A 22373-nucleotide genomic window follows, 5' to 3' on the forward strand; every position below is an offset into this window, starting at 1 on the left:
TCGCGTTTCGGCGACGGTGGCACGCGCTGAACGACGAAGTCAATGGAGTAATACGTATTAGTACGGTCGGGACAGAATGCCTGGAGTTTCGGGCAAACCGGTTGACGGGTCCTGGGGCGGGCTTCACCCTGACGACTGAACCGAGTCAGCTGACCAAAGGTGGCGACCCGAGCGAGGTACCCGATGAGCAGGGCGCGGCGGACGCCGAGGCAGGCCGACATCGCGCGCGTCGCCGGGGTTTCGCAGGCGACGGTCTCGGTGGTGCTGGGCGGGAACCGCACCGGCGTCCGGCTCTCGGAGCGGACGCGCCTGCGGGTGCTGGAGGCCGCCGAACGGCTGGGGTACGTGCCGGACCCGGTGGCGACGCGGCTGGCCTCGGCCCGCAACAACCTGCTCGGCGTCTACACCTTCACCCCGGCGTTCCCCATCGACGTCGCCGACTCCTACTACCCGATCCTGGCCGGGATCGAGGTGGAGGCGGCCGGGCTCGGCCAGGACCTGATCATGTTCACCGGGTCCAGTGCCGCCGGAGACCACACCCGGATCCGCCGGACGCGCCTCGCCGACGGCTGCCTGTTCCTCGGCCGGCACGTGCCGGTGGACGCGGTCGGCGAGCTGCTCGCGAGCGGCTTCCCGATCGTCTACATCGGACGACGCACCGAGCTCGACGGCACGATCCCCTACGTGGGCGGGGATTACGTGTCGGCGTCGGCCGAGGTGGTGGCCCGGCTGGTCGGCGCGGGCCACCGGCACCTGCGGTACCTGCGCGAGCCGGACGAGGCCCCGTCGTCGGACGACCGCGAGCGCGGCGTCCGCACCGCGGCGGCCGACGCGGGCCTGCCCGTCGCCGACCTCGTGGTGCGCACGGACGGCACCGACCTCACGGCGGCAACGCTGGCCGCCTGGCGCGCGGAAGGCGTGACAGCGCTGGTGGTCGAGGAGACGGACACGGGCGCGGTGTTCCACGCGACGCAGCGGGCGTTGCGCTCGGCGGGGATCTCGGTCCCGGACGACGTCTCCCTGGCGGTCCTCGGCCGCCCGCCCGGCACCCCGCCGGGTCCCGAGATCAGCGGCTTCGAGGTGCCCCGCCGCGAGATGGGCCGGGCGGCGGTCCGGCTGCTGGCTTCCTTGCTCGACCCGGGCCTGGGCGACCCCGCGGCGCACCGCTTGCTGACGTGCCCGCCGGTGGCCGGCGAGACGATCAGCGGGGTACGACCGTGAACCGCCGCAGCTCCAGGGCGGGGTTCTTCGCCCGCACCTCGGTGATCCGGTCCGGCGACACCTCACCGACGGCCACGCCCGTCTGCTCCCCGAGCGACGTCACCACGACCCCCATCGGGTCGACGAGCAGGCTCGTCCCGGACCCGGTCGGCGCGGCCTGGCCCGCCGCGGCGACGTAGAGCGTGTTCTCGATCGCGCGGGCCCGCACCAGCGTGCTCCAGTGGTACTCCTTCAGGGGCCCCGGCACCCATTCGGCGGGCAGCAGCACGGCGTGGGCGCCCGCGTCGGCGAGCCGCCGCGTCACCTCGGGGAACCGCAGGTCGTAACAGGTCTGGAGGCCGAACCGGACGCCGTCGACCTCGAACGTCTCCGGCTCGGTGATCTCGCCGGGCTGGACGACGTCGGATTCGCGGAAGCCGAACGCGTCGTAGAGGTGGATCTTGCGGTAGAGCGCCGCCACCGATCCGTCGGGGCCGGCCGCGACGAGCGTGTTGGAGATCCGCGCGCCGTCGAGGCGTTCGTTCATCCCGGCCACCACCGCGACGTCCCGGTCCTTCGCCAGCGCGCGCAGGCCCGTGACGAACTCGCCGTCGAGGTCCTCGGCGGACTCGACGAACCGGCGGTCCATCGCCGGGACCGTGAACATCGTGTACTCGGGCAGCACGACCAGCCGGGCGCCGCGGGCGACCGCGTCTTCGACGAGACGGGTCACGACCGCGAGGTTGGCGGTCTTGTCGTCGCCGGGCGCGAACTGCGCCAGGGCCACCTGCGTCATGGGAGTTCCTTCCGCGGGACGGCGGGCATGCGGTCGAGTTTGCCGAGCACGGCGGTGTAGCAGAAGATCCCGGCGAGCAGCACGACGCCGGTGACGAGGAACGCACCGGCGAACGAGCCGGTGACGTCGACGACGGCGCCGGTCACGATCGGTGCGGCGATGCCGATCATGTTGGCGACGAAGTTCACCAGCCCGCCCAGGGTGCCCGAACAGCCTTCGGGCGCGATGACGGCGACGATGCTGGAGCCGGCCGGCACCGACACGGCCAGCCCGGCGGCGCCGACGGACAGGAACACCAGCGCCACCGCGACCGACCCGGCGTAGGCGGCGCCGGCGACCGACAGGGAAACGAGCATGCTCGTGACGAGCACGATCCGCCGGGCCCTGGTTTCGTTGCCCGTGCGGGCGATCAGGCGATCGAGGACGATCCCGCCGACCAGGAACTGCGCGAGCACCGCGACCAGCCACGGGATCATCGTGTAGAGCCCGCCGGCCAGGATCTTCACGCCGAACTGCTTCTCGAGGTAGCCGGGCAGCCAGGTGAGCAGGACGTAGTACGCGTAGGTGTAGGACGCGTACCCGAGCGCGAGGCCCCACGTCTTGCGGCGGCGCAGCAGGTGCCCCAGCCCGGTCAGCGAACTCGGCGTGGGCGCGTGTTCGTCGTCCGCGCCGCCGTCCCGCAGGTGGGCGAACTCCTCGGGGGAAAGACGGCCGCGGGCCAGGGCCTGCTTCGGCGTCAGGTACAGCAGCCACCAGACGAGCAGGTAACCGAGACTGAGGATCCCGGTGAAGACGAACGCCGCGTGCCAGCTGAAGGCCGTCACCAGGAACGCCATCACCGGGATGCCGAGGACGTTCGAGATCTTGGCGCAGCCGTCGAAGATCGCGGTCGCGCGGCCGCGCTCGGACCGCGGGAACCACTGCCCGATCGCCTTCCAGCCCGCCGGGATCGTCGGTGCCTCACCGAATCCGAGGATCAGCCGCGACGCCATCAGCAGGCCGAGCCCGCCCGACGCGGCGGTCAGGAACGACGCGATCGCCCACAGCAGCGCGGCCGTGCGGTTGACCCAGCGGACGCCGATCCGGTCGATGATCGCGCCGATCGGCAGCTGCAGCACCGCGTACGTCCAGAGGAACGCCGACGCGACGACGCCGAGCTGCGCGGCGCTGAGGTGGAACTCCCGCATCATCTCCGGCCCGGCGATGGACAGGTTGACACGGTCGACGTAGTTGACGAACGACCCGACGCCGAGCACCCCGGCGATCGTCCAGCGGGCGCGTCCGATGGTGCGCGTCCTGGTGCGCTCCGCGGTCGTCATCGCGCCTGCTTCGCGAGCGTGGTGGTCTCCTCGAACGCCGCGGTGAGCCCGGCGGCGAGGGCGCCGTGCTGCATGGTCAGCGCGAGCTGCCCGGCACCGTGGGCGAGGGCGAACTCCTTCTCCGCACGGCTCCACGCGGGCAGGACCCACGGCTTCCCGGCCGCGCGGGCGGCGTCGGCGACCCGCTTCAGGTCGGCGAAGTCGCCCGGCTCGCGGGTGTAGGCGCCCCGCTCGCGGCGCAGCGACAGGTCGGACGGGCCGACGAACACACCGTCCACTGTGTCCAGTGCGAGGATCTCGGCGACGTCCGCCAGTGCGCCGGCGTCCTCGATCATCGGCAGGCACCGGGTGCCACGGTCCTGCTGCGTCACCCACTCGTCGGTGAAGCCGCCGTAGCCGGTGGTGCGCCCGCCCGCGAAGCTGCGGTCGCCCAGCGGCGGAAACTTCGCGAACGCCGTGACGGCCTTGGCGTGCGCCGCGTTCTCGACGTGCGGGATGACGACGGCGTCGGCGCCGAAGTCGAGGGCCTGCTGGATCGGGCCGCGCTCCGGGCCGAGGACCTTGGCGAGCACCTCGAGGCCGAGGGCCCGCAGGAACGGGACGAACCGCTCGAGGTCGGCCAGGTCGAAGGCACCGTGCTCGATGTCGAGCACCGCGGCGCCGTAGCCGATGCCGCGGGCGATCTCGGCCGCGGCGAACCCGGGGTCGGAGAGCCAGACGGCGTAACGCCGGTCGGCGGGGACTGGGGACATCGGTGGACCTCCTCGGCACAGGTGACGGTAACTCCCGTCGTTGTGTGCACCGTGTATACACGATGGATATCGTCGGGTCCAGACGCTAAGGTGGCCGGTACGGACGAGGGGAGTGGCATGACCATCAGCGTGGACGGCCCGCCGGGCCCGGCCCGGGACCGCGTGTACGCCTGGCTGCGCGACGGGATCATCGCCGGGACGCTCGAAGGCGGCCGGTTCCTCGACGAGCACTGGGTTTCCGGCGAAACCGGGGTCTCCCGGACGCCGGTCCGCGAGGCGTTCCACCGCCTGGAGGCCGAGCGCTTCATCAGCCTGCTGCCGCGCAAGGGCGCGCAGGTCCGCACGGTGACCGCCCGCGAACTGGAGGAGGTCTACCAGAGCCGCCGGCTGATCGAGGGCCACGCGATCACCGAGGTCTGCGCGGCCCGCGCCGGGGCGCCGGCGGAGATGGCCGGCCTGATCGAGGACATGGACCGGGCCGGGAGGGCACGGGACTGGTTCGCCGTGTCCGGTCTCGACCGCGCCTTCCACCGCGCGATCGTCAACGCGGCGGGCAACACGGTGCTGACGGAGTTGTACGACACACTCCGGTCGCGCCAGCAGCGCGTCGCCGTGCGGGCGCTGGAGGCCCGGCCGGAGCGGCTGCCGGTGATCGACGCCGAGCACCGCGCCCTGGTCGCGGCGATCGACCGCCACGACGCCGAGGAGGCGCTGGGCGTCCTGAACCAGCACCTGCGCCCGGTGTCCGAAGTGGTCTCCGCGCTGGACCGCGGCTGATCCGGCCCGTCCCACGTGCGGCGGGCCCGGCCGGGTGAGGGACAGGAGCGGCCGGAGACCCAACCTGACCTGACCGAACCTGAGCCGTCCGCAACCTCGTGCGGGTGCTGGAGAATCCCACCGGCGTGCGCATCGCCTGCCTCGAGGAAATCGCGCCGCGGATGGACTTCGTCGACGCCGACGAGTGCTACGCGCTGGGCTCGAAGCTCGCGAAGTCCGGCTGCGACGGCGACTACGTCAAGGCTGTCGCCGTCGCAGCCGGAGCTACGGCCCCGGGCTTACGGGTAGACCCGCAACGCCGAGGCCTTGTCGTTCATGCTGCCGAGCCCGTAGCACGTGTAGCAGGTGATGCTGGCGCCGCCGGGGCCGGGCAGGTCGTAGAGCGTGCCGTGGCTGCACGTCCCGACGCCCTCCCAGGACGACAGGACGTTGTTCTGGACGATGGTGCTCCACGTCCAGGTCCGGCCGCCCGAGCAGCCTGGGCTCGCGACGTCGAACCACCAGCAGGTTCCTTCGAAGTTGCTGTCACGGCACCCGTAGCCGACGTGCACGTTGGCGGCCACCGTGTCCGGTGCCGCCAGGGTGGCCGGCCCGCACCGGGTGCGTGCCGCGGTGACGACGTTCGTGTTCCCCTGCTGCTCGTACGCCGTCGCCTGGATCGTGCAGGCCTGGCGGGCGGATGCGGCGGCCCCGAAACTCGCGGTGGTCGTCGCGGACGCGGGTGCCACCAGCCCCACCGCCAGCAGCAGACCGGCGGCCATACTCAGTAATACGGTGATCGGCCGACATTTCACCATGGACTTCTCCCCATCGTCGTGGTGGTCAGAACCGGACGGCTCGATCCTCGCGCCGTTCGCGTTTTCCGCCACACTTTTCGACCAGGTTCGAAGTCCCCGCGGTCACCATTGCCCGACCGGGGTCGGCCGGCCGTTCACCAAGGCGACGCCCGTGGCCGTGAGGTGGTGCACCACCGAAGCGCCCTCGCGATTGCTGGTGATGAGGCCGGCGTCGCGCAGGATTTTCGTGTGATAACTGATCGTCTGCGCCGAGATCCGCAATCGGCCGGCGAGCGCGCCGGTGGCGAGCGCGCCGTTTCCGGCGAGGTCGAGAATCCTGGCTCTGGTGTCGCCGAGCAGATCCCCGAGCGTTTTCCCGTCCGCCGCGCACCGGCCGCTCGCCGACAGCCAGCGGGGATCGTGCCGGATCGGCAGGACCAGCACCGGCGCGAGGTCGCGGTCGAACAGAGTCACCGGGCGGCGGACGCAGCAGAAGGACGGGACGAGCAGCAGTCCCCGGCCGCCGAGGTGCAGGTCGCGGTCGTAGGGGTAGCGGACCAGCAGCAACGGTGGCTGCCAGGCGCAGCCGGGACCGAGCGACCGCAGCAGCGCCTCGCTGCCCCTGGTGGTCGTGATGCGGGCGTACTCCCGGCGCACGTCCGCCAGCCGCAGGTCGATCAGCGTCCGGAAGGGGGCGATCGCGGCATCGTAATAGGTACGCAACGCGCGGCAGACGTGCGCGACCGCGTCCTTGTCGCCGGTGGCCAGCAATCGTGCTCGCGGTGGGAGGAATCGCGCGTGGGCCACCCGGGTGAGCTGGACCGAAAACTGCGTTTTGGGCGTGCACCGCACCGCGTCGATGCCGGTGGCGATTTCCCCCGTTCCGGTTACCGGGGTGAGGAAGTCCGGAAAGTAGCGCGCGCTGGGATTGATGACGGTGAGGAAATCCACCACCGCCTCCAAATCGGGCGACCGGAGTTCCGCCAGCCGCTGCCGCCAGGGGTCGAACACCAGGTCCGGCCCCTCGGATTGCAGCAAGTGCAGGCTCAGCACCACTTCCCACATCCAGTCCGTGGCCGTGGCCAGCCGCAGCCTGCCCTGGTCCTCGGCCGTGAAATGGATGCGCAACAACCCCTCGGTGTTCACCGGCTCCCCCTGAGCGTTCTCGGCGCGACAACCGTCGGCGCCTTGGCGTGATGTGCACCGTCCAGTGGTGGGATCGCCCTCGGGCGCCGAAGTGCTACTCGGCGCGGTTGAGCCACCGCGGCCGCCCCCGGAGCGGAGACGATGCCGGTCGGGATCGTCCCCGCCTCGCGTAGGCCGGCGGCCGGGTCGGTGGTGTCGAGGAGGGGCGCTCCCCGGGCACCGCGATCAAGCGCCGCCAGGGCTCAGCGCCGGGTCTGCCGGGTTTCCTGGCGCAGGTGACCGCGTTCGGTCCAGCGGCGGCCGCCGGGTGCGCCGTGAGGGGTAGTCACCCGGCCGGACACTCCGCGCCGGGTCCTGTCATTGTTCGAAATCCTTTGACGTGGGGAAGCTTCGCCGCATCTGTTTGCCTGTGAGTCGGGCGTACCACGCCGGTCCGGTCGATTGCCGAGAAGCTGACATATTGTAATCCGGGCGACCGCCGATTCCGGGGTGGACAATATCTGGCGAGTTGTCACAGCGTGGCCGTGACCTGCGGGTTTCTCCTCGGGTCCGTGCGCGGGAGGGCGTCGCGCGTACCGGTTTGCCTGCCGGGTGGAAGATCGGTACGCTTCGGCGCGTGGGGGGAACATAATTCCTGGGGACTCACATGTTGAAAGTGGTATTCGAGCGCGAAGATGTGCAGCGCGTTCGGTTAGCCGGCCAGGCCGATCCGATGTGGGAACTGGTACTCGGTCTGCAAAAGGCGCAAACGGACGAATTGCCTGCACCCTTTGCCGGTTGGCGGCAGGAAATCGCAGGCAGGGTCAGCGGGCGGAGCGTGGAATCGCTGCGGCTGCTGCAGACCATGGTCCGCGCGACCGGGGGATTTCCCGACTTCCTCACCCCGTTCCAGCGCGTGTCGAGCATAGCCGAGGGATGTGACACCTTCCTGGCCACGCCGCCGGACCGGCTGTCGGGCGACCTCGCCGTGACGTTCGCCGACCGGACACCGTCGTCGTGGGTGCAGGGGCTGGCACGCGGGGAGCGCCGGCACGTCCACGCCACCGCCAACGCGATACACACGATGTACGAGGCGCTGATCAGTCCCTACTGGCCGCAGGTCACGGAGCTGGTCACGCACGAATGGTCGCGGCAGACGCGAAACCTGGCGGAACAGGGGGTCGGCGGGGTGCTCGGCAGCCTGCCGGGCGTGCTGAGCTGGGACGGTCGTGTGCTGCGCACCAGCTACCCGCTCGAGAAGACCGTCCATCTCGCCGGCCGGGGGCTGGTGCTCCTGCCGTCACACTTCTGCTGGGGCAGCCCGGTGACCTGGATCGACCCGGGTCTCCCGCCCGTGCTGGTGTACCAGGCGCCCGGCGATCGTGCCGTCCGGGCGGACGGGCTGAAGCTCCCCTCGCACCTGGTCCCGCTGCTCGGTCGCACGCGCGCCGAGTGCTTGCGGCTGCTGCTCGTTCCGCTCACCACGACGGAACTGGCCGAACGGCTGGGCGTCTCCCTCGGCGCGGCCAGCAAGCAGGCCGGCGTGCTTTCCACCTCGGGGCTCGTCAGCAGCGCACGCCGCGGCAAGTCCGTTGTGCACCAGGCGACGAGCCTCGGGATCGCTCTCTTCGCCGGCCGGCCGACAGGCTACTGACGAGTCGATTTCCTCTCCGGGAAAAGGTCGTCCCCAGGCTGGCGCCGACGGGAAAAGCGTTGCCCCCCGCGCGGCGTTCCGCTGTCCTGGATTCCAGGACAGCAACCGCCTGCCCGCCATCCCGCCCACCGCCGCGGTGGGCGGGATGGCGATCGACGGTGCCCGGGTGGCGCCGCCGAGGACGGCCGGCGGGCCGGACCGGCTCGTCCTCGCCGAGGGGACAGCGATGGTGGTCGTCCGGGAGACCGGGGTGTGGGTGCGGCGGTTCCACCCCGCCGCGCAGCCGGCCGCCCGGCTGGTCTGCTTCCCGCCCGCCGGCGGGTCCGCGAGCTACCTCTATCCGCTCTCCCGGGCCATGGGGCCCGAGGTCGACGTGGTGTGCCTGCAGTACCCGGGTCGGCAGGACCGCAGCGGCGAACCGTGCCTGGACACGGTGGCGGCGTTCGCCGACCGGATCGCGACGGCGTTGGAGCCCTGGACCGGCGGGCGCCTGATCCTCTTCGGTCACGGCCTGGGGGCCACGATCGCCTACGAGACCGCGCGCCGGCTGGAAGCCGCCGGTGTCGCGGTGACCGCGCTGATCGTGTCCGGCAGGCGCGGCCCCACGACGTTCCGGGACGAACGGATGCACCAGCTCGACGACGACCAGCTGCTCGCCGAGGCGCGGTGCCTGTCGGAATTGGGCGACGTCCTTCTCGACGACGACCTCGCGCGCACGGTTTTACCCGCGCTGCGAGCCGGTTACCACGCGGCGGAGACCTACCGGCACACCCCGGGCGAGCCGCTGCGCTGTCCGGTGACCGCCCTGGTCGTCGACGCCGACCTCGCGGTCACGGTCGCCGAGGCCAAGGACTGGGAGGCCCACACGACGGGCCCATTCCGGCTGACGGTGTTCACCGGTGACCACTTCTCCCTGCCGGACCGCCTGCGGGAGGTGGTCACGACCGTCCGCGCGCACGTCGCCTCGTGACCGCGCGGGTTCACCGTGCGCCGTGCGGTCCGACCAGCTCCGCGCCGCCGGTTGTGCTCTTCGGCATGCCCAGCACGGCTTGGGCGTAGGACACGACGCGGCGGTCGCCGGCCGTGGTCCGAAGGTCCAGCGCCCGCATGATTATTTCGACGGCTTCGTCGTGCCGGCCGAGTATCCGGTGGGTCTCCCCGAGGTGGATCAGATAGCGCAGGACGTCCGGGTCGTTGCCGGCCCGCTCGCTGTCCTCGGCCGCCTGCCGGTAGCGCTCGATCGCCGTGGTGTGCACGCCGTGTTCGCGGTAGGCGCTCCCCAGGTAATCCAGGGCGACCAGGAACCCGTGAATGTCGTCGACGCGGTGGTACACGTCCAGAGCGCTTTGGTGGTAACGGATCGCCTCGTCGAGCCGGTGCTGACGGCCGTAGACCTCGGCCAGGCCCATCGCCGAGAACGCCTCGGCGCAGTGGTGGCCGATCTTCCGGCAGAGCGACAGGGCCGACGCGTAGTGGGCGATGGCCTTCCGGTGCTGCCCGAGTTGTGTCCAGCCGAACGCGACGCCCAGGAGCAGCTCGCACTCGGCGAAGCGGTTGCCGAGCCGGCGTACCGCTTTGAGGGCGACCTCATAGGCGGCGATGCCGTCCGCCCAGCGCTGCCTGGTGTCGAAATATCCCTCCAGCCGCAGGGAAATCTGCCACGCGTGGGTCAGCAGGTCGTTCTCCTCGGCGGTGCGGATCAGGTGGAGCAGGGTGGGCTCCGCGCGATCGAACCACGAGAGCGCCTCGTCGGCATCGCCGAAGGGCAACGGAGTCACCGGCGGATCCGGCGGTCCGAGCTCCTTGCGGGGACGTTCCCAGTGGATCAGCCGATCTGCCGCGTCCGCGGTGTGCAGGTAGTAGTCGAGAACGCGTCGCAACGCACCGCGCACTTCGGACGGCTCCGCGGTGCGTGTGCGTTCGGCCACCAGCGTGTGCACCAGCTTGTGGAACTCGTACCGGCCGGGAGCCGTGTGCCGGAGCAGGTGCGCGTCGACGAGCTCCTCGAGGCGGCGATCCGCGGCCGGGACACTCAGCCCGGCCAGCGCCGCGGCGGCGTGGAGTTCGATGTCGCTTCCCGGCACCAGGCCCAGGACGGTGAGCATCCGCTGGTCTTCCGGGCCGAGATCGGTGATCGAACGGGCGAACGCGGTGCCGACACCGTAGTCGCCCGTGCTCAGTTCCCCCAGCCGCAGCCTCTCGTCGGCCAGGCGTTCCCGCAGATAGCGGAGGTTCCACGAAGGACGGTGGGACAGGCGTGCCGCGGCGATCCGGAGGGCCAGTGGCAGCCGGCCGCACAGCTCGACGATCTCCTCGATCAGCTCCGGCGGTTCGCCCGGCAGCCGGTTCGCCGTGCTGAGCCGCATGAACAGGGCGATCGCCTCGGTGAGTGGCGGTACTTCGAGCGACAGCGACTGCGCCTGCGGCAGCCCGGTCAGCCGCTTCCGGCTGGTGATCAGCGTCCGGTGGTCGCCGGCCCCGGGCAGCAGCGGGCCGACCTGGGCCTCGTCGTGCGCGTTGTCGAGGACCACGAGCATCCTGCGGGAGGCGAGGAGTGACCGGTACAGGCTGGCGCGCTCCTCGGTGCCTGCCGGGACCTCGCCGGCCGGGACGTCCAGGGCGCGCAGCATCCGGTGGAGGGCCTCATGGGGGGTCAGCGGCTCGACCCCGCTGGTGAAGCCGTGCAGGTCGAGGTAGAGGTGCCCGCCGGGGTAACTCGTCATGAGCTGGTGCGCGGCGTGGACCACCAGCGTGGTCTTGCCCACGCCGGCCATGCCGTCGACGGCGGTGATCAGGCTCTGGTGGGGCGCGGGAGCGGGTTGCGGCCCGACGAGCTGGGCCAGCTCCGCGGTCCGTCCGGTGAAGGTCGTCAGGTCGACCGGCACCTGGGCCGGCCGGTCGAGGCCGCGCCGGGGGAGGGCCACGGCGGGCCGGACGAGCACGGCCTTCCTGGCCGGCCGCGGCAGCCGGAACCGGTGCGGTCGCCCATGTCCGTTCGTGCCCGGCACACCGCCGGACCGTGCCGGATCGGCGGCGGTCGTGGACCGGCTCGGCTCGGCCTTCGTGGCAGGCCCGCTGGCCGGCCGGGGACCGCCCGTGTCGGGATCCTCGTCCGCGAGCAGGCTCTGGTGCAGCTCACGCAGCTCGGCGCCGGGCTCCACACCGAGCTCTTCGACGAGACGGGTTCTGGCCTGGCGGAACACGTTCAGGGCCTCGGCCCGCTGGCCGGACCGGTGCAAGGCCACCATCAGCATGCAGGTCAGCCGCTCCCGCAACGGGTGGCACAACACCAGCGCGCGTAGCTCGGGCAGCAGCTCGCCGTGTTCCCCCAGCGCCAGCCTGGCCTGCAGGTACTGCTCGTGGACGTGCTCGCGCCGCGCCTCCAGCCGGGCCGTCTCGGCGGCCAGCGGCGGGCCCAGGGGCACGTTGTCCAGCGCTTTTCCCCGCCACACGCCCAGCGCGCGCTCGAAGTACTGGCGGGCAACGGAATCGTCGCCGGCCTTTTCGCCCTTCTTGGCCAGCTCTTCGAAACCGGACACGTCCAGCTCGCCGTCGTGGACGACCACCAGGTGGCCGCCCTGCTGGGTCAGCAGCCGGGACTGCTCCTCGCCCGGCACTCGCAGGAGCCGCCGCAACCTGGTCAGGTACGTGCGCAAATTGGACTCGGCCGAGTTCGGGACGTCCGACCAGACCAGCTGAAGGAGCTGGCTCGTCGGCACGACGTTGTTGGCACGCAACAAGAGTGCCACCAGAACGGCTCGCTGCTTCGGCCCGCCCAAGGGAAGTGCCTGCCCCCGGAGGTTGACCGCGACCGGCCCCAGCAGCTGGAACTCCAGCCCATGATTCGACTGCATCCCCGAACCTCCCAGTGGGCCCCACCGTACGGCTTCGGCTGTATGCACGCAATGTGCGGCTCCGTGTGCACGGGGCGCCGGAGAATGATCACCATCGACGGACCGAAGGGTGGCTCAATGGACCGTCAGGACCGTGGCGAAGCATCGCCTCTCTCCGCGGGTGGCGACGGTGACGCACCGTCGTTGCTGCGGGTTCACCAGTCGGCGGGCACACCACCGGAAACCGTTCCGATCGACCTGCTCCGGCCGGGCACGTCTCCGCGCACGGGGGGAACGAGCAGGGAGCACGTCCACACACTGGCCACAATGGATGAGGAGCTGCCGCCGATCATCGTGCACCGGCCCACCATGCGCGTGATCGACGGTGCGCACCGGCTGCGGGCCGCGGAGCTGCGCGCCCGCCGGCACATCGAGGTGCGGTTCTTCGACGGTGACGAGGACGACGCCTTCGTGCTCGCGGTCGAGGCGAACACGGCCAACGGCCTGGCGCTGTCGGTCGAGGACCGCAAGGCGGCGGCCGCGCGGATCATCGTCACCCACCCGGCGCGATCGGACCGGTGGATCGCCTCGGTCGCCGGGCTCGCCGCGACCACGGTGGGTGCGCTGCGCAAGTGTTCGAGTGTCAGCGACACGCAGTCGAACAAACGGGTCGGCTTGGACGGCAGGACCCGGCCGCTCGACAGCTCCGAGGGGCGCAGGCTGGCCGGCGAACTGATGCGCTCCAACCCGAATCGGTCACTCCGGGACATAGCGCGCGCCGTGGGTATCGCACCGTCCACCGTGCTGGACGTGCGCAACCGGCTCAGCCGCGGCGCGGACGCCGTGCCCGCCCGCCGGGAGAACCCGGTGAAGGCGAGCGGAACGGGACGGGACCCGGGTGCGCCACGGCGTCAGGGCGGTTCCCGCGCCACGCTCGACCTGCCGCCCGACGCGATCATGCGGACCCTGCGGCAGGACCCGTCGCTGAGGTTCAACGAGGCCGGCCGGGCCCTGCTTCGCTGGCTGGACAAGCACAACGTCGCCGGCCAGGCGCCGCCCCCGCTGGGGGACGTCCCGATGCACTGCTTGAGCGCGATCGCCGCGCTGGCACAGCACAACGCGAAGTACTGGGCCGAGCTCGGCGATCGCGTCGCCACCCTCGACGCGGACCCGCTGCCGACCGAGGGGGCCGGGTAACGGTATGGGCGACGTCGCGCCACGCCCCGTGGTGATGATCACCGGCGGCTGCGGTTTCATCGGCTCGCACCTGGCCGGAAGCCTGACGATGCAAGGGTTCCGGGTCACCGTCGTCGACCGGGTCCGGTGGCCGGACGAGCTGGTCGACTCCGTGCAGATCGACGTGACCGACTTCGACGACTGCGTCAAGGTCGTCAGCGCGGTGAACCCCGGCATCATCTTCCACCTGGCCGCGTCGTCGACGATCGACTCGGCCTTCCGCGACCCGCGCGGGTCGCTGGCCGTCAACATCGGCGGCACGATGAACATGCTCGAGGCCGCCAGGACGAGCTGCACGGACCTGCGGCGGTTCGTGCTGGCGTCCACGGACAAGGTCTACGGAGAGCTGTCCGGAGAGGCGTACGTCGAGACCTCGGCGCTGGAGGCCCGCGGGGCCTACGACGTGGGCAAGCTGTCCGCCGACAACCTGGTGCGGCTGTACGGCTACGAGTTCGGCCTGCCGGTGACGACCATCCGGCTGTGCAACGTCTTCGGGCCCGGCGATCCGAACACCGGCTCCCGGATCGTGCCACGGACGCTGGACCGGCTGTTCGCCCCGGCCGGGGCGTTGCCCCCGGTGATCTACGAGGACTCGCTGGGGCACGGCCGGGACTACGTCTACGTCTCCGACGTCGTCCGGGCGCTGGAGACGCTCGCGTTCGAGAGAGCCGCGCGCGGTGAGGTGTTCAACATGGCGCCTGCCGCGCACCGGACGACGCTGGAGCTGGTCGAGGAGCTGATCGACGAGGCCTCGCGCGCCTGTGAACCGTCCGACCGGGAGCGCGCGAACGCCATCGCGGCCAACGGCTACGAGGTGATCAGCGGCGCCGGTTCGCCCAGTGTCCTGCGCCGGCAGCACTGCGCGGCCCCCAAGCTGACCGCCCTCGGTTTCCGCAACCGGGTGTCCTTTTCGGACGGTCTGCGGCGCACCATCGGCTCGTTCATGCGTGATCGCGGCGTCGGCGGGCGAACATTTGCCCGGCCGGAAGGCGGACGGCTACCTTCGTGACCGGTACCGGCGCGAGTCCAGCAAACCGTGGTCCATCCGATGGAAGGTTGGGAAATGGTGTCGACCGGACGGAGGCCGGCATCCGGTGACGCCGAATTCCGGCGCCGCCGGGCGGAGTACGAACACGAGCGCAACCGCGGGAACTTCTTCCACCCGAGGACGGAGTCGTGCCCGTGGTGCGGGGCCCGGGAGATCCGGTTCCGGATCCGGGTGGCGGACACCCGGCAGTGCAAGCCCGGGACGTTCGACATGGACGAGTGTTCCTCGTGCGGCCACGTCTTCCAGAACCCCCGCCTGACCGACACCGGGCTGGCGTACTACTGCCGCGACGTCTACGACGGGCTGGGCCGCGAGCACTACGCCTCGATCGCCGAGCGCAGCCGGCCGGCGTACCGCAGGCGCCTGCGGCTGCTCGGCGGCCGGCCGCGGCCGGAGCACTGGCTCGACGTCGGGGCGCGGCACGGTCACTTCTGCCGCGAGGCCCGGGTTTCGCTCCCGGGCACCACGTTCCACGCGCTGGATCCCAGCGAGGAGATCCTGCGTGCGCGGGACCGGGGCTGGGTGGACGCCGCGGAGAGCACCCCGCTGATCGAGTTCGCCGGGGACCACCTCGCCGGGTTCGACGTCGTCAGCCTGATCCACTACCTGGAACGCACGACGTCGCCTCGCCAGGAGCTGAGCGCCGTGCGCCGGGTGCTGCGTCCCGGCGGGGTCGTGCTGATCGAGCTGGTCAACCCGCGGAGCCGGTACGCGCGGCTGCACGGCCGGTTCTGGTACTGCTGGATGGCACCGCAGAACCTGCACCTGATGCCCTGGCACAACATGTGCGAGCTGCTGGAGGAAACCGGCTTCGTCGTGTCGTGTGTGGAGCTGGGCGCGGCGAACAAGCCCTTCGACAACCTGGCCGCGCTGCTGACCGCACTGAACTACTTCCTGCCCCCGGCGAGACCGTGGCCGTGGCTGCGCCGGCCGGGAGGACCGGCCGGCCGGCTGCTCAGGGCGGCCGCGATGATCCTCGCCGGCCCGCTCCTCGGTCTCGCCCTCGTGCTGGACCTGCTCCTGCACCAGGTGATCAGACGCCGGCGAGGCGGCAACACCTATCGGATCGTCGCCGTCGCCGGGTGAAACGAAGCCCCTTTCGCAGCAGCGCACTCTGTCGACACGGGAAGGCGGGGCAGTGAACCTCGATCAGCTTCGGACGCGGGCGGAGAAGGCCGCCGAACGCGCGATCACCCACCTGTACGACCGGCAGCGGGAGGACGGGTCCTGGGTGGACCGGCTCTCGTCGTCGACGATCGCCACCGCGCTCGGCCTGCTTTCCCTCAACCGCGCCGATCCCCAGGCCCACCGGGAGCGCGTCGAGTCCGCGGTGCGGTGGCTGCGGGCGAACCAGCGCGACGACGGGGGCTGGGCCATGGCGGACGCCGAATGGCCCAGCAGCCCGGGCATGACCGCGTTCGGGCTCGCCGCGTTGCACGAGACGGACCGCGAGAGCTCCCACGACGCCATCGAACGGGCTCGGACGTTCATCGACGAGAACGACGGGATGAACGTCATCCCCGGCCTCACCGGCGAGGCGCCGAAGACGTGGCCGGCGGCACTGCCGACGATCTGGGCGCTCACCGGGCTGCGGGACTTCGACCAGCAGCCCGACATGCCCGTGGAGGCGATCCTCGTGCCGCGGCGCTGGCGCAACAAGGTGTCGATCGCGCTGCCCGCCATCCTCGCGCTCGGCGTCATGCAGAGCCGGACGATCAACCGCGGCCTGGCGCGGCGGCTTCTCGGCCGGATCGCCGAACCGCGGGCCCTGGACTGGCTGAGGGAGATCTCCGGCACCAACGGCGGTATCGAGGAGTGCCCCATGATCGCCGGGTTCGTCTACCTCGGGCTGCGGGAGGCCGGGGTCGGGACGGACCTGCAGCTCGCCTCCCTGCGCTACCTGCTGGAAACCCAGCGTGCGGACGGGTCGTGGGCCATCGACCGGGACCTGGAGATCTCCGTCACCGCCTACTCGGTCATGGCGCTGGGCGAGTTCCAGGAGGTTGCGGGCGAACCGCTGTTGCGGGGCACCCGGGAGTGGTTGCTGCGCAACCAGTGGAACAAGCCGTTCAGCCAGTTCGACATCCCGGCCGGGGGCTGGGGGTGGGCCAACCCCTCCGGCTGGCCGGAGTCCGAGGACACCGCCGTGGTGCTCGGCGTGCTCGCCGACCTCGGCGTGCCGCGCTCCCACCCGGCCGTCCAGCTCGGCATCCACTGGCTGCTGACCATGCAGAACCGGGACGGTTCGTGGTCGGAATGGGTCCGGAACACCACCATCATGAACGACCGGCCGTGCCCCGGCGTGACCGCCCACGTCATCATGGCGCTGCGGCGGTTCGGTGTCCCGAGCTCGGCGGGGGCGATCGCCAGGGGACTGGGCTACCTGGCCGAGCACCAGGAAGCCGACGGCGCCATCGCGTCGGTGTGGTTCCGGGACAACACCCACGGCACGTCCCGCCTGCTCGAGGTGCTGACGGACTGCGGGCGAGGCGGCACGCCGGAGGCCGGGGCGGCCAGGAAGTGGCTGCTGGCCAACCAGGCGGCGGACGGCGGCTGGCCGCTGCGGCACGAACTGCCACCGGAGGGCAGCACGGCGGAGGAGACGGCGTGGGCGCTGTTCGCGTTGCTCAAGGGTGGTGAGGACCCCCGCGCCGGGGCCATCCTGCGAGCCGTGGAATGGCTGGTGGACCGTCAGGACGACCGGGGCACGTGGCGCCCGAGCAACGTCGGGTTGTACTTCGACGACCTGTGCTACACCGACGACCTGATCGCCCACACTTTCGCGCTGCGCGCCCTCGGCCGGTGGCTGAAGCTGATGACCGGCCGCGGGGAGGACCGGTGACCGCCGTACCGGCGCGGTGGTTCCGGTCGGCGGTGCGGCCGGGTGGACCGGGTTTGCCGCCCGGTCCGCGGCTGCCGGCGCTGCTCCAGACCGTGCTGTGGGCGGCGGCCCCCGCGCGGTTCGGCAAGGTCTGCCTGCGGCGGTACGGGCCGCTGTTCACCACGCGGATCCTGGGCTTCGGCACCGTCGTCTACATCAGTACCCCGGAGGGCATCCGCCGCATCCTGCGGGACGACGCGGGCAACTTCGACGCGGCGGCCGCCAACGAGTCCATCCGGTTCGTGGTCGGCGAGCACTCGTTGCTGATGTCCGACGGGGCGGCGCACACCGATCGGCGCCGGGCGCTGATGCGGCCGCTCCACGGCGAAAACGTCGCGGCCTACGTCGAGGTGATGGTGTCCATCGTGGAGCAGGAGGTCCGGCGCTGGCCGGAAGGCTCGACGGTCCGGCTGCTCGACTGCTTCCAGCGGGTGACCATCGAGGTGATGATCCGGGCGGTGTTCGGGATCACCGACTCCGCCCGGCTGGACCGGCTGCGGGTGCTGGTGCCGCGGCTGCTGGACCTCAACCCGCTGATCATCCTGCTGCCGGCGATGCGCCGCTCGTTCGGCGGGTTCGGTCCGTGGGTGGCCTTCCAGCGGATCCTGCGCGAGGTCGACGAAATCATCTTCGCGGAGATCCGGGAACGCCGGGCCGCTCTGGCCGCCAACCCGGGCGGCCGCGGTCCCGACGTGCTGTCACACCTGCTGGCCGGGCAGGACCGGGTCCCGGCCACCGACCGGGAGGTGCGCGACCACCTGGTCACGCTGCTGGCGGTCGGGCAGGAGACGGCGGCCACGCAGCTGGCCTGGTTCTTCGAGCGGGTGCTCCGCACGCCGGGCGCCCTCGCGCAGGTGCGGGACGCCGTCCGGGACGAGGACTGGAAGGTGCTCGACGCCGCGATCCACGAGTCGATCCGCGTCCGGCCGACGACGCTGGACATCGGCCGGATCGCCGTCGGCCCGTGGGAGTCGGACGGCTACGTCTTCCCGGCGGGGACCATGTTCGCGGTCTCGCTGGGCCTGCTGCACCTGTCCGAGGACCTGCACGAGGACCCCGAGACCTACTCGATCGAGCGGTTCCACCCCACCGAACCACCGAGCGCGCACTTCCTGCCGTTCGGCGGCGGGAACCACCGGTGCCTCGGCGCGTCGCTGGCGATCGTCGAGATGCGCACCGTCATCAGCACGATCCTGCGCCACGTCCGGCTGGGTGTGCGCCGGCCGGCGCCGGAACGGGTGGTCCCGAAGGGACCGATGCTGGTTCCCCGGCGCGGCGCGGAGGTGGTCGTGGTGCACAACCGGCTGACGGCCCCGTCACCGGAGCGAAGGTGAGGTGGGACATGCCGGTCCGGTCGTTTCCGTTCCCGCGGACGCCCCGTCTGGACCTGGAACCGGAGTACTCCCGGTTGCAGCAGCAGGAACCGGTGAGCCGGGTCCGGTTCCCCTACGGCGAAGAGGCGTGGCTGGTCACCCGGTACACCGACGTCCGCACGGTCCTCACGGATCCGCGGTTCTCCCGCGCCGCCTCGCTCGAGCGGGACGTCCCCCGCGTCACCGAGGAGAACTTCAGCGGTGGGATCGTCGCGATGGACCCGCCGGAGCACACGAGGGTCCGTTCGGTGTGCCGGCACGCGTTCACCGCCCGGACCGTGGCCCGGCTGCGCGAACGCGCCACCGCGATCGCCACGGAGCTGGTCAAGGACGCGCTCGCGGAGGAGGCGTTCGACGGGGTCGAGGACTTCGCGCTGCCGTTCACGCTGAAGGTGATCTGCGACCTGCTGGGCGTGCCCTACGAGGAACGCGAGCAGTTCCGGCACTGGGCCGAGGCCGGCCTCGCGACCACGTCCATCTCCGAGGACGAGCGCTGGGCCGCGACCGGGCAGATGTGGGACTACGTCGCGGGACTGCTGGCGAAGCGGCGCGAACGGCCGCAGGACGACCTGATCTCGGCCATGCTGGCAGTCCAGGGGGAGTCCGGCACGGTGACCGACGACGAGCTGGTGATCGTCGTGATGACCATCCTCGTCGCGGGCTACGAGACCACGTCCACCCAGCTGCCGAACTTCGTGTACGTGCTGCTGGACGACCTCTCGCGGTTCCGCGCCCTGGTGGCCGATCCGTCCCTCGTCCCGACGGCGGTCGAGGAGCTGATGCGGTACGTGCCGCTGGAGGCGAACGGCACGACGCCGCGGTACGCCCTTGAGGACGTCGAATTGAGCGGCGTCCTCGTCGAGGCCGGGTCGCCCGTGGTCGCCGCGTCCGTGATCGCCAACCGCGACCCCCGCGTCTTCGCCGATCCGGACCGGCTGGACCTCGCCCGCGCCCCCAACCCCCACCTCGGCTTCGGGCTCGGTGCGCACTTCTGCCTCGGCGCCCCGCTCGCGCGGCTGGAACTGCGGGTGGCACTGGAGGTCCTGACCGCCGCCGCGCCCGGGCTGCGGCTCGTCCCGGACGAGTCCGGGATCACCTGGAAGGCCGGCACGCTCATGCGTGGCCCGGCACGGCTGATGCTGACCGAAGAGGGAGGGAAGAAGCCGTGACATCACCAGAAGGTCCCGGTGCCGCGGTCACCTCACGGGAGCCGCCGCCGGTGGAGCGGTTCCGGCCGACGGACATCGACGGGCTGGACTGGCGTGAGCTGCGCGCGACCTGCCCGGTCTCGCGGGCCACGACCGCGGACGGCGCCGGCGTCTGGCTGGTCAGCCGCTACGGCGACATCCGCAGGGTGCTGGGCGGCCAGGAGTTCAGCGTGTCGCCGATCGACCCCGGCCGGGGCAGCGGCACGGCCGAGGCGAACGAGTCGATCTTCCAGGACCCGCCGGAGCACACCCGGCTGCGCGGCCTGGTCGCCGGCCCGTTCGCGGTCGGGTACGTCGGACGGTACCGCGACGCGATCCGGCGCAAGGCCGACGCCCTGCTCGAGGCCATGGGCGCCCCGAGCGGGCAGGCGGACGTCATGGCGGACTTCGCGAAACCGCTGACGATGAACGTCATCGCCGAGGTCGTCGGGGTGCCGGAGCCGGACCGCGGGATGTTCCAGCGGCTGTCCGACCAGCTGCTCGTGCCGCTGTCCGAGGCACAGGGCGTGGTGGCGCTCGAGGGCTGGAAACAGCTGAACGACTACGTGCGCGACCTGATCGCGCAGCGCCGCCGCACGGGCGGCCGGGACGGCGGCGACCTGCTCGCGCACATGATCCGGGCGCAGGAGGACGACGGTGCGGTCGACGACGTCGAGCTGGCCACGATGGTGCTCGGCCTGCCCGTGGCCGGGTACGTCAGCACGGCCAACGCGATCGCCGTCGCCGTGCGCTACCTGCTGGAGTTCGGGTGGCTCGGCGAGCTGCGCGCCGAGCCGCCCGGCGATCCGGGGCTGCGCAAGGGTTTCGTCGAGGAGGTCCTGCGGATCCAGTCCGGGGACAACGGCGAGTCGATGCCGCGGTTCGCCACGACCGACGTCCGGCTCGGCGACCGCACGATCCGCAAGGGCGACACGGTGGTCGCGCCGCTGGTGGCGGCCAACCGGGACGACGAGCTGTTCGAGCGTCCCGACACGTTCGACCCGCGGCGGCCGGGACCGGCCCGCCACCTCGCGTTCGGGTTCGGGATCCACCGCTGCGTCGGCGCGAACCTGGCGCGGCTGGAACTGCAGGTCGCCCTCGACGCACTGGTCGAGTGCGACCGGGATTTCCGCATGCTGGAGGACTGGAAGGCCGTGCCGTGGAAGGTGAACATGCTCGGCGACCGGTTCCCGGAACGGATGACGGTCGGCGTGGCCACGAGGAACGGGCGGGTGTGATGGGGAAGTACGTGCTGTTCGCGTCGATTCCGGCCTGGGGGCACATCTACCCCGTGATGGCGGGGCTCACCGAGCTGGCCGCGCGCGGGCACCGGGTGCGCTGCGTGGCGGCGACCGGGTTCGCCCAGGAGGTCGGCCGGTCCGTGGACGTCGTGCCGTACGAGTCCCCGATGGACTCCGCGCGGGCCGAGCTCGCCGACATGGGGAACGTGCTGTCGCTCATGCTCGAGGAGACGAGGACGTCCTACGCGGTGCTCGAAAAGCTGGTGCGCGAGGAGCGGCCCGACGTCATCGTCTCCGACGTGCTGGCCACGTCGGGCTGGCTGCTCGGCCAGGCCTTCGGCATCCCGCTGGTCCGCACCTGGCCGGTGTTCGCGTCGAACTCCGAGTTCTCGCTGCACCAGGACTACGAGTCCCGTCCGGACACCGAGGAGTCGATGGCGGAGTTCTTCGGTGCGGTGACGGAGTTCCTGGCCGAGACAGGGGTGCCGGAGGTGCGGCCGGAGCAGTTCTTCGACAACGAGGCCGACCGCAACATCGCGCTGTTTCCGCGCGAGATGCAGCCACGCGGGGAGACGTTCGACTCCCGGTTCACGTTCATCACCCCGTGCATCCGCCCGGCCGAGGAGTCGGCGGAGCTCGGCTGGCTGCGTGCTTCCCAGCCGCTTGCGGTGGTTTCGCTCGGCACGGTCTTCAACGAGAAGATCGGCTTCTTCCGGACCTGCCTCGAGGGTGTCGAGCGGCTCGGCTGGCACGCCGCGGCGGCACTGGGGGACAAGGTCACGCCGGCGGACGTCGGGCCGGTCTCGGACCGGGTGCTGCTGCGCCGCAGCCTGCCGATGATCGACAGCCTGCGCCACGCGTCGGTCGCGATCTCCCACGGCGGCCTGACGAGCACGATCGAGGCGCTCGCGCAGGGCGTCCCGGTGCTCGTCGCGCCGCAGATCGGCGAGCAGCACGCCGTCGCGGACCGGGTCGAGGCCCTCGAGCTCGGCGTGCGGCTGCGTGAGCCGTTCACCGCGGCCGAGGTGGCCGACCTGATCAAGCAGGTCGCCCACGACACGGCGATGGCGGAACGGCTCGCGGAGTTCCGGCGGAAGCTGCGGGGCGGCCGTGGCGGCGGGGAGTTCGCCGACGCCGTCGAAGCCGCCTGTCCCTGAAGAGCCCGACCACAGGAA

The 22373-nt window shown here is 71.5% G+C and carries 18 protein-coding genes and 1 pseudogene; 13 read left to right on the plus strand and 6 right to left on the minus strand.

Annotated features, from left to right (window positions below; all coding sequences use genetic code 11):
- Window positions 1-183 precede the first annotated feature (183 nt).
- Window positions 184-1221, plus strand: a complete 1038-nt coding sequence (locus ACGFMK_RS34250) for a LacI family DNA-binding transcriptional regulator (protein ID WP_392772173.1) — start codon at window positions 184-186, stop codon at window positions 1219-1221.
- Here ACGFMK_RS34250 and ACGFMK_RS34255 read toward each other — a convergent pair.
- The 3 genes from ACGFMK_RS34255 to ACGFMK_RS34265 are packed head-to-tail and all read right to left on the minus strand — an operon-like array spanning window position 1202 to window position 4067.
- Window positions 1202-1996: a carbon-nitrogen hydrolase family protein gene (locus ACGFMK_RS34255; RefSeq protein WP_392772176.1), complete on the minus strand. Its 795-nt coding sequence runs from the start codon at window positions 1994-1996 to the stop codon at window positions 1202-1204. The two genes, ACGFMK_RS34250 and ACGFMK_RS34255, sit on opposite strands and share 20 nt — an antisense overlap.
- Window positions 1993-3315: an MFS transporter gene (locus ACGFMK_RS34260; protein WP_392772178.1), complete on the minus strand. Its 1323-nt coding sequence runs from the start codon at window positions 3313-3315 to the stop codon at window positions 1993-1995. The genes ACGFMK_RS34255 and ACGFMK_RS34260 overlap by 4 nt, the downstream gene beginning before the upstream one ends.
- On the minus strand, window positions 3312-4067 hold the full coding sequence (locus tag ACGFMK_RS34265) for an HpcH/HpaI aldolase/citrate lyase family protein (protein WP_392772181.1): 756 nt from the start codon (window positions 4065-4067) through the stop codon (window positions 3312-3314). The genes ACGFMK_RS34260 and ACGFMK_RS34265 overlap by 4 nt, the downstream gene beginning before the upstream one ends.
- Before the next feature lie 117 nt (window positions 4068-4184).
- On the opposite strand from ACGFMK_RS34265, the gene ACGFMK_RS34270 reads away from it, so the two are divergent.
- A complete protein-coding gene (locus ACGFMK_RS34270) occupies window positions 4185-4844 on the plus strand; it encodes a GntR family transcriptional regulator (RefSeq protein ID WP_392772184.1) in 660 nt (219 codons plus the stop codon).
- Between the two features lie 98 nt (window positions 4845-4942).
- Window positions 4943-5116, plus strand: a pseudogene (locus ACGFMK_RS34275) (glucose-1-phosphate thymidylyltransferase); the annotation flags it as partial.
- A 6-nt stretch (window positions 5117-5122) separates the two neighbouring features.
- Here the strand turns inward: ACGFMK_RS34275 and ACGFMK_RS34280 are convergent.
- Both ACGFMK_RS34280 and ACGFMK_RS34285 read right to left on the minus strand, forming a co-directional pair.
- Window positions 5123-5605: a hypothetical protein gene (locus ACGFMK_RS34280; RefSeq protein WP_392772254.1), complete on the minus strand. Its 483-nt coding sequence runs from the start codon at window positions 5603-5605 to the stop codon at window positions 5123-5125.
- A 138-nt stretch (window positions 5606-5743) separates the two neighbouring features.
- On the minus strand, window positions 5744-6766 hold the full coding sequence (locus tag ACGFMK_RS34285) for an ArsR/SmtB family transcription factor (RefSeq protein WP_392772187.1): 1023 nt from the start codon (window positions 6764-6766) through the stop codon (window positions 5744-5746).
- Window positions 6767-7412: 646 nt separating this feature from the next.
- On the opposite strand from ACGFMK_RS34285, the gene ACGFMK_RS34290 reads away from it, so the two are divergent.
- Window positions 7413-8399 (plus strand): winged helix-turn-helix domain-containing protein, encoded by a 987-nt coding sequence (locus ACGFMK_RS34290; RefSeq protein WP_392772188.1) that lies wholly within the window; start codon window positions 7413-7415, stop codon window positions 8397-8399.
- Window positions 8400-8544: 145 nt separating this feature from the next.
- Window positions 8545-9369: a thioesterase II family protein gene (locus ACGFMK_RS34295; protein ID WP_392772191.1), complete on the plus strand. Its 825-nt coding sequence runs from the start codon at window positions 8545-8547 to the stop codon at window positions 9367-9369.
- Between the two features lie 10 nt (window positions 9370-9379).
- On the opposite strand, the gene ACGFMK_RS34300 is transcribed toward ACGFMK_RS34295, so the two are convergent.
- Window positions 9380-12253 (minus strand): BTAD domain-containing putative transcriptional regulator, encoded by a 2874-nt coding sequence (locus tag ACGFMK_RS34300; protein ID WP_392772194.1) that lies wholly within the window; start codon window positions 12251-12253, stop codon window positions 9380-9382.
- A 306-nt stretch (window positions 12254-12559) separates the two neighbouring features.
- Between ACGFMK_RS34300 and ACGFMK_RS34305 the strand changes: the two genes are divergently transcribed.
- Genes ACGFMK_RS34305 through ACGFMK_RS34340 form a run of 8 tightly spaced genes read left to right on the plus strand, consistent with a single transcriptional unit; the run spans window position 12560 to window position 22355 of the window.
- Window positions 12560-13429 (plus strand): ParB/RepB/Spo0J family partition protein, encoded by an 870-nt coding sequence (locus tag ACGFMK_RS34305; protein ID WP_392772197.1) that lies wholly within the window; start codon window positions 12560-12562, stop codon window positions 13427-13429.
- Between the two features lie 4 nt (window positions 13430-13433).
- On the plus strand, window positions 13434-14477 hold the full coding sequence (locus ACGFMK_RS34310; RefSeq protein ID WP_392772200.1) for an NAD-dependent epimerase/dehydratase family protein: 1044 nt from the start codon (window positions 13434-13436) through the stop codon (window positions 14475-14477).
- A 54-nt stretch (window positions 14478-14531) separates the two neighbouring features.
- Window positions 14532-15602, plus strand: a complete 1071-nt coding sequence (locus tag ACGFMK_RS34315; RefSeq protein WP_392772203.1) for a class I SAM-dependent methyltransferase — start codon at window positions 14532-14534, stop codon at window positions 15600-15602.
- A 52-nt stretch (window positions 15603-15654) separates the two neighbouring features.
- Entirely contained in the window at window positions 15655-17358 is a 1704-nt protein-coding gene (locus tag ACGFMK_RS34320; protein ID WP_392772206.1) for a prenyltransferase/squalene oxidase repeat-containing protein, read from the plus strand.
- Window positions 17355-18731, plus strand: coding sequence for a cytochrome P450 (locus tag ACGFMK_RS34325; RefSeq protein ID WP_392772209.1), 1377 nt, complete (start codon window positions 17355-17357; stop codon window positions 18729-18731). Before ACGFMK_RS34320 ends, ACGFMK_RS34325 begins: the two co-directional genes overlap by 4 nt.
- A gap of 8 nt (window positions 18732-18739) precedes the next feature.
- Window positions 18740-19939 carry a cytochrome P450 gene (locus ACGFMK_RS34330; RefSeq protein ID WP_392772212.1) on the plus strand — a complete coding sequence of 400 codons (1200 nt, stop codon included), beginning with the start codon at window positions 18740-18742 and terminating at the stop codon, window positions 19937-19939.
- Entirely contained in the window at window positions 19936-21195 is a 1260-nt protein-coding gene (locus ACGFMK_RS34335; RefSeq protein ID WP_392772215.1) for a cytochrome P450, read from the plus strand. The genes ACGFMK_RS34330 and ACGFMK_RS34335 overlap by 4 nt, the downstream gene beginning before the upstream one ends.
- Window positions 21195-22355, plus strand: a complete 1161-nt coding sequence (locus ACGFMK_RS34340) for a macrolide family glycosyltransferase (RefSeq protein WP_392772218.1) — start codon at window positions 21195-21197, stop codon at window positions 22353-22355. The genes ACGFMK_RS34335 and ACGFMK_RS34340 overlap by 1 nt, the downstream gene beginning before the upstream one ends.
- Window positions 22356-22373: the final 18 nt, after the last annotated feature.

Source organism: Amycolatopsis sp. NPDC049252, from assembly GCF_043197175.1.
Lineage (GTDB): Bacteria > Actinomycetota > Actinomycetes > Mycobacteriales > Pseudonocardiaceae > Amycolatopsis.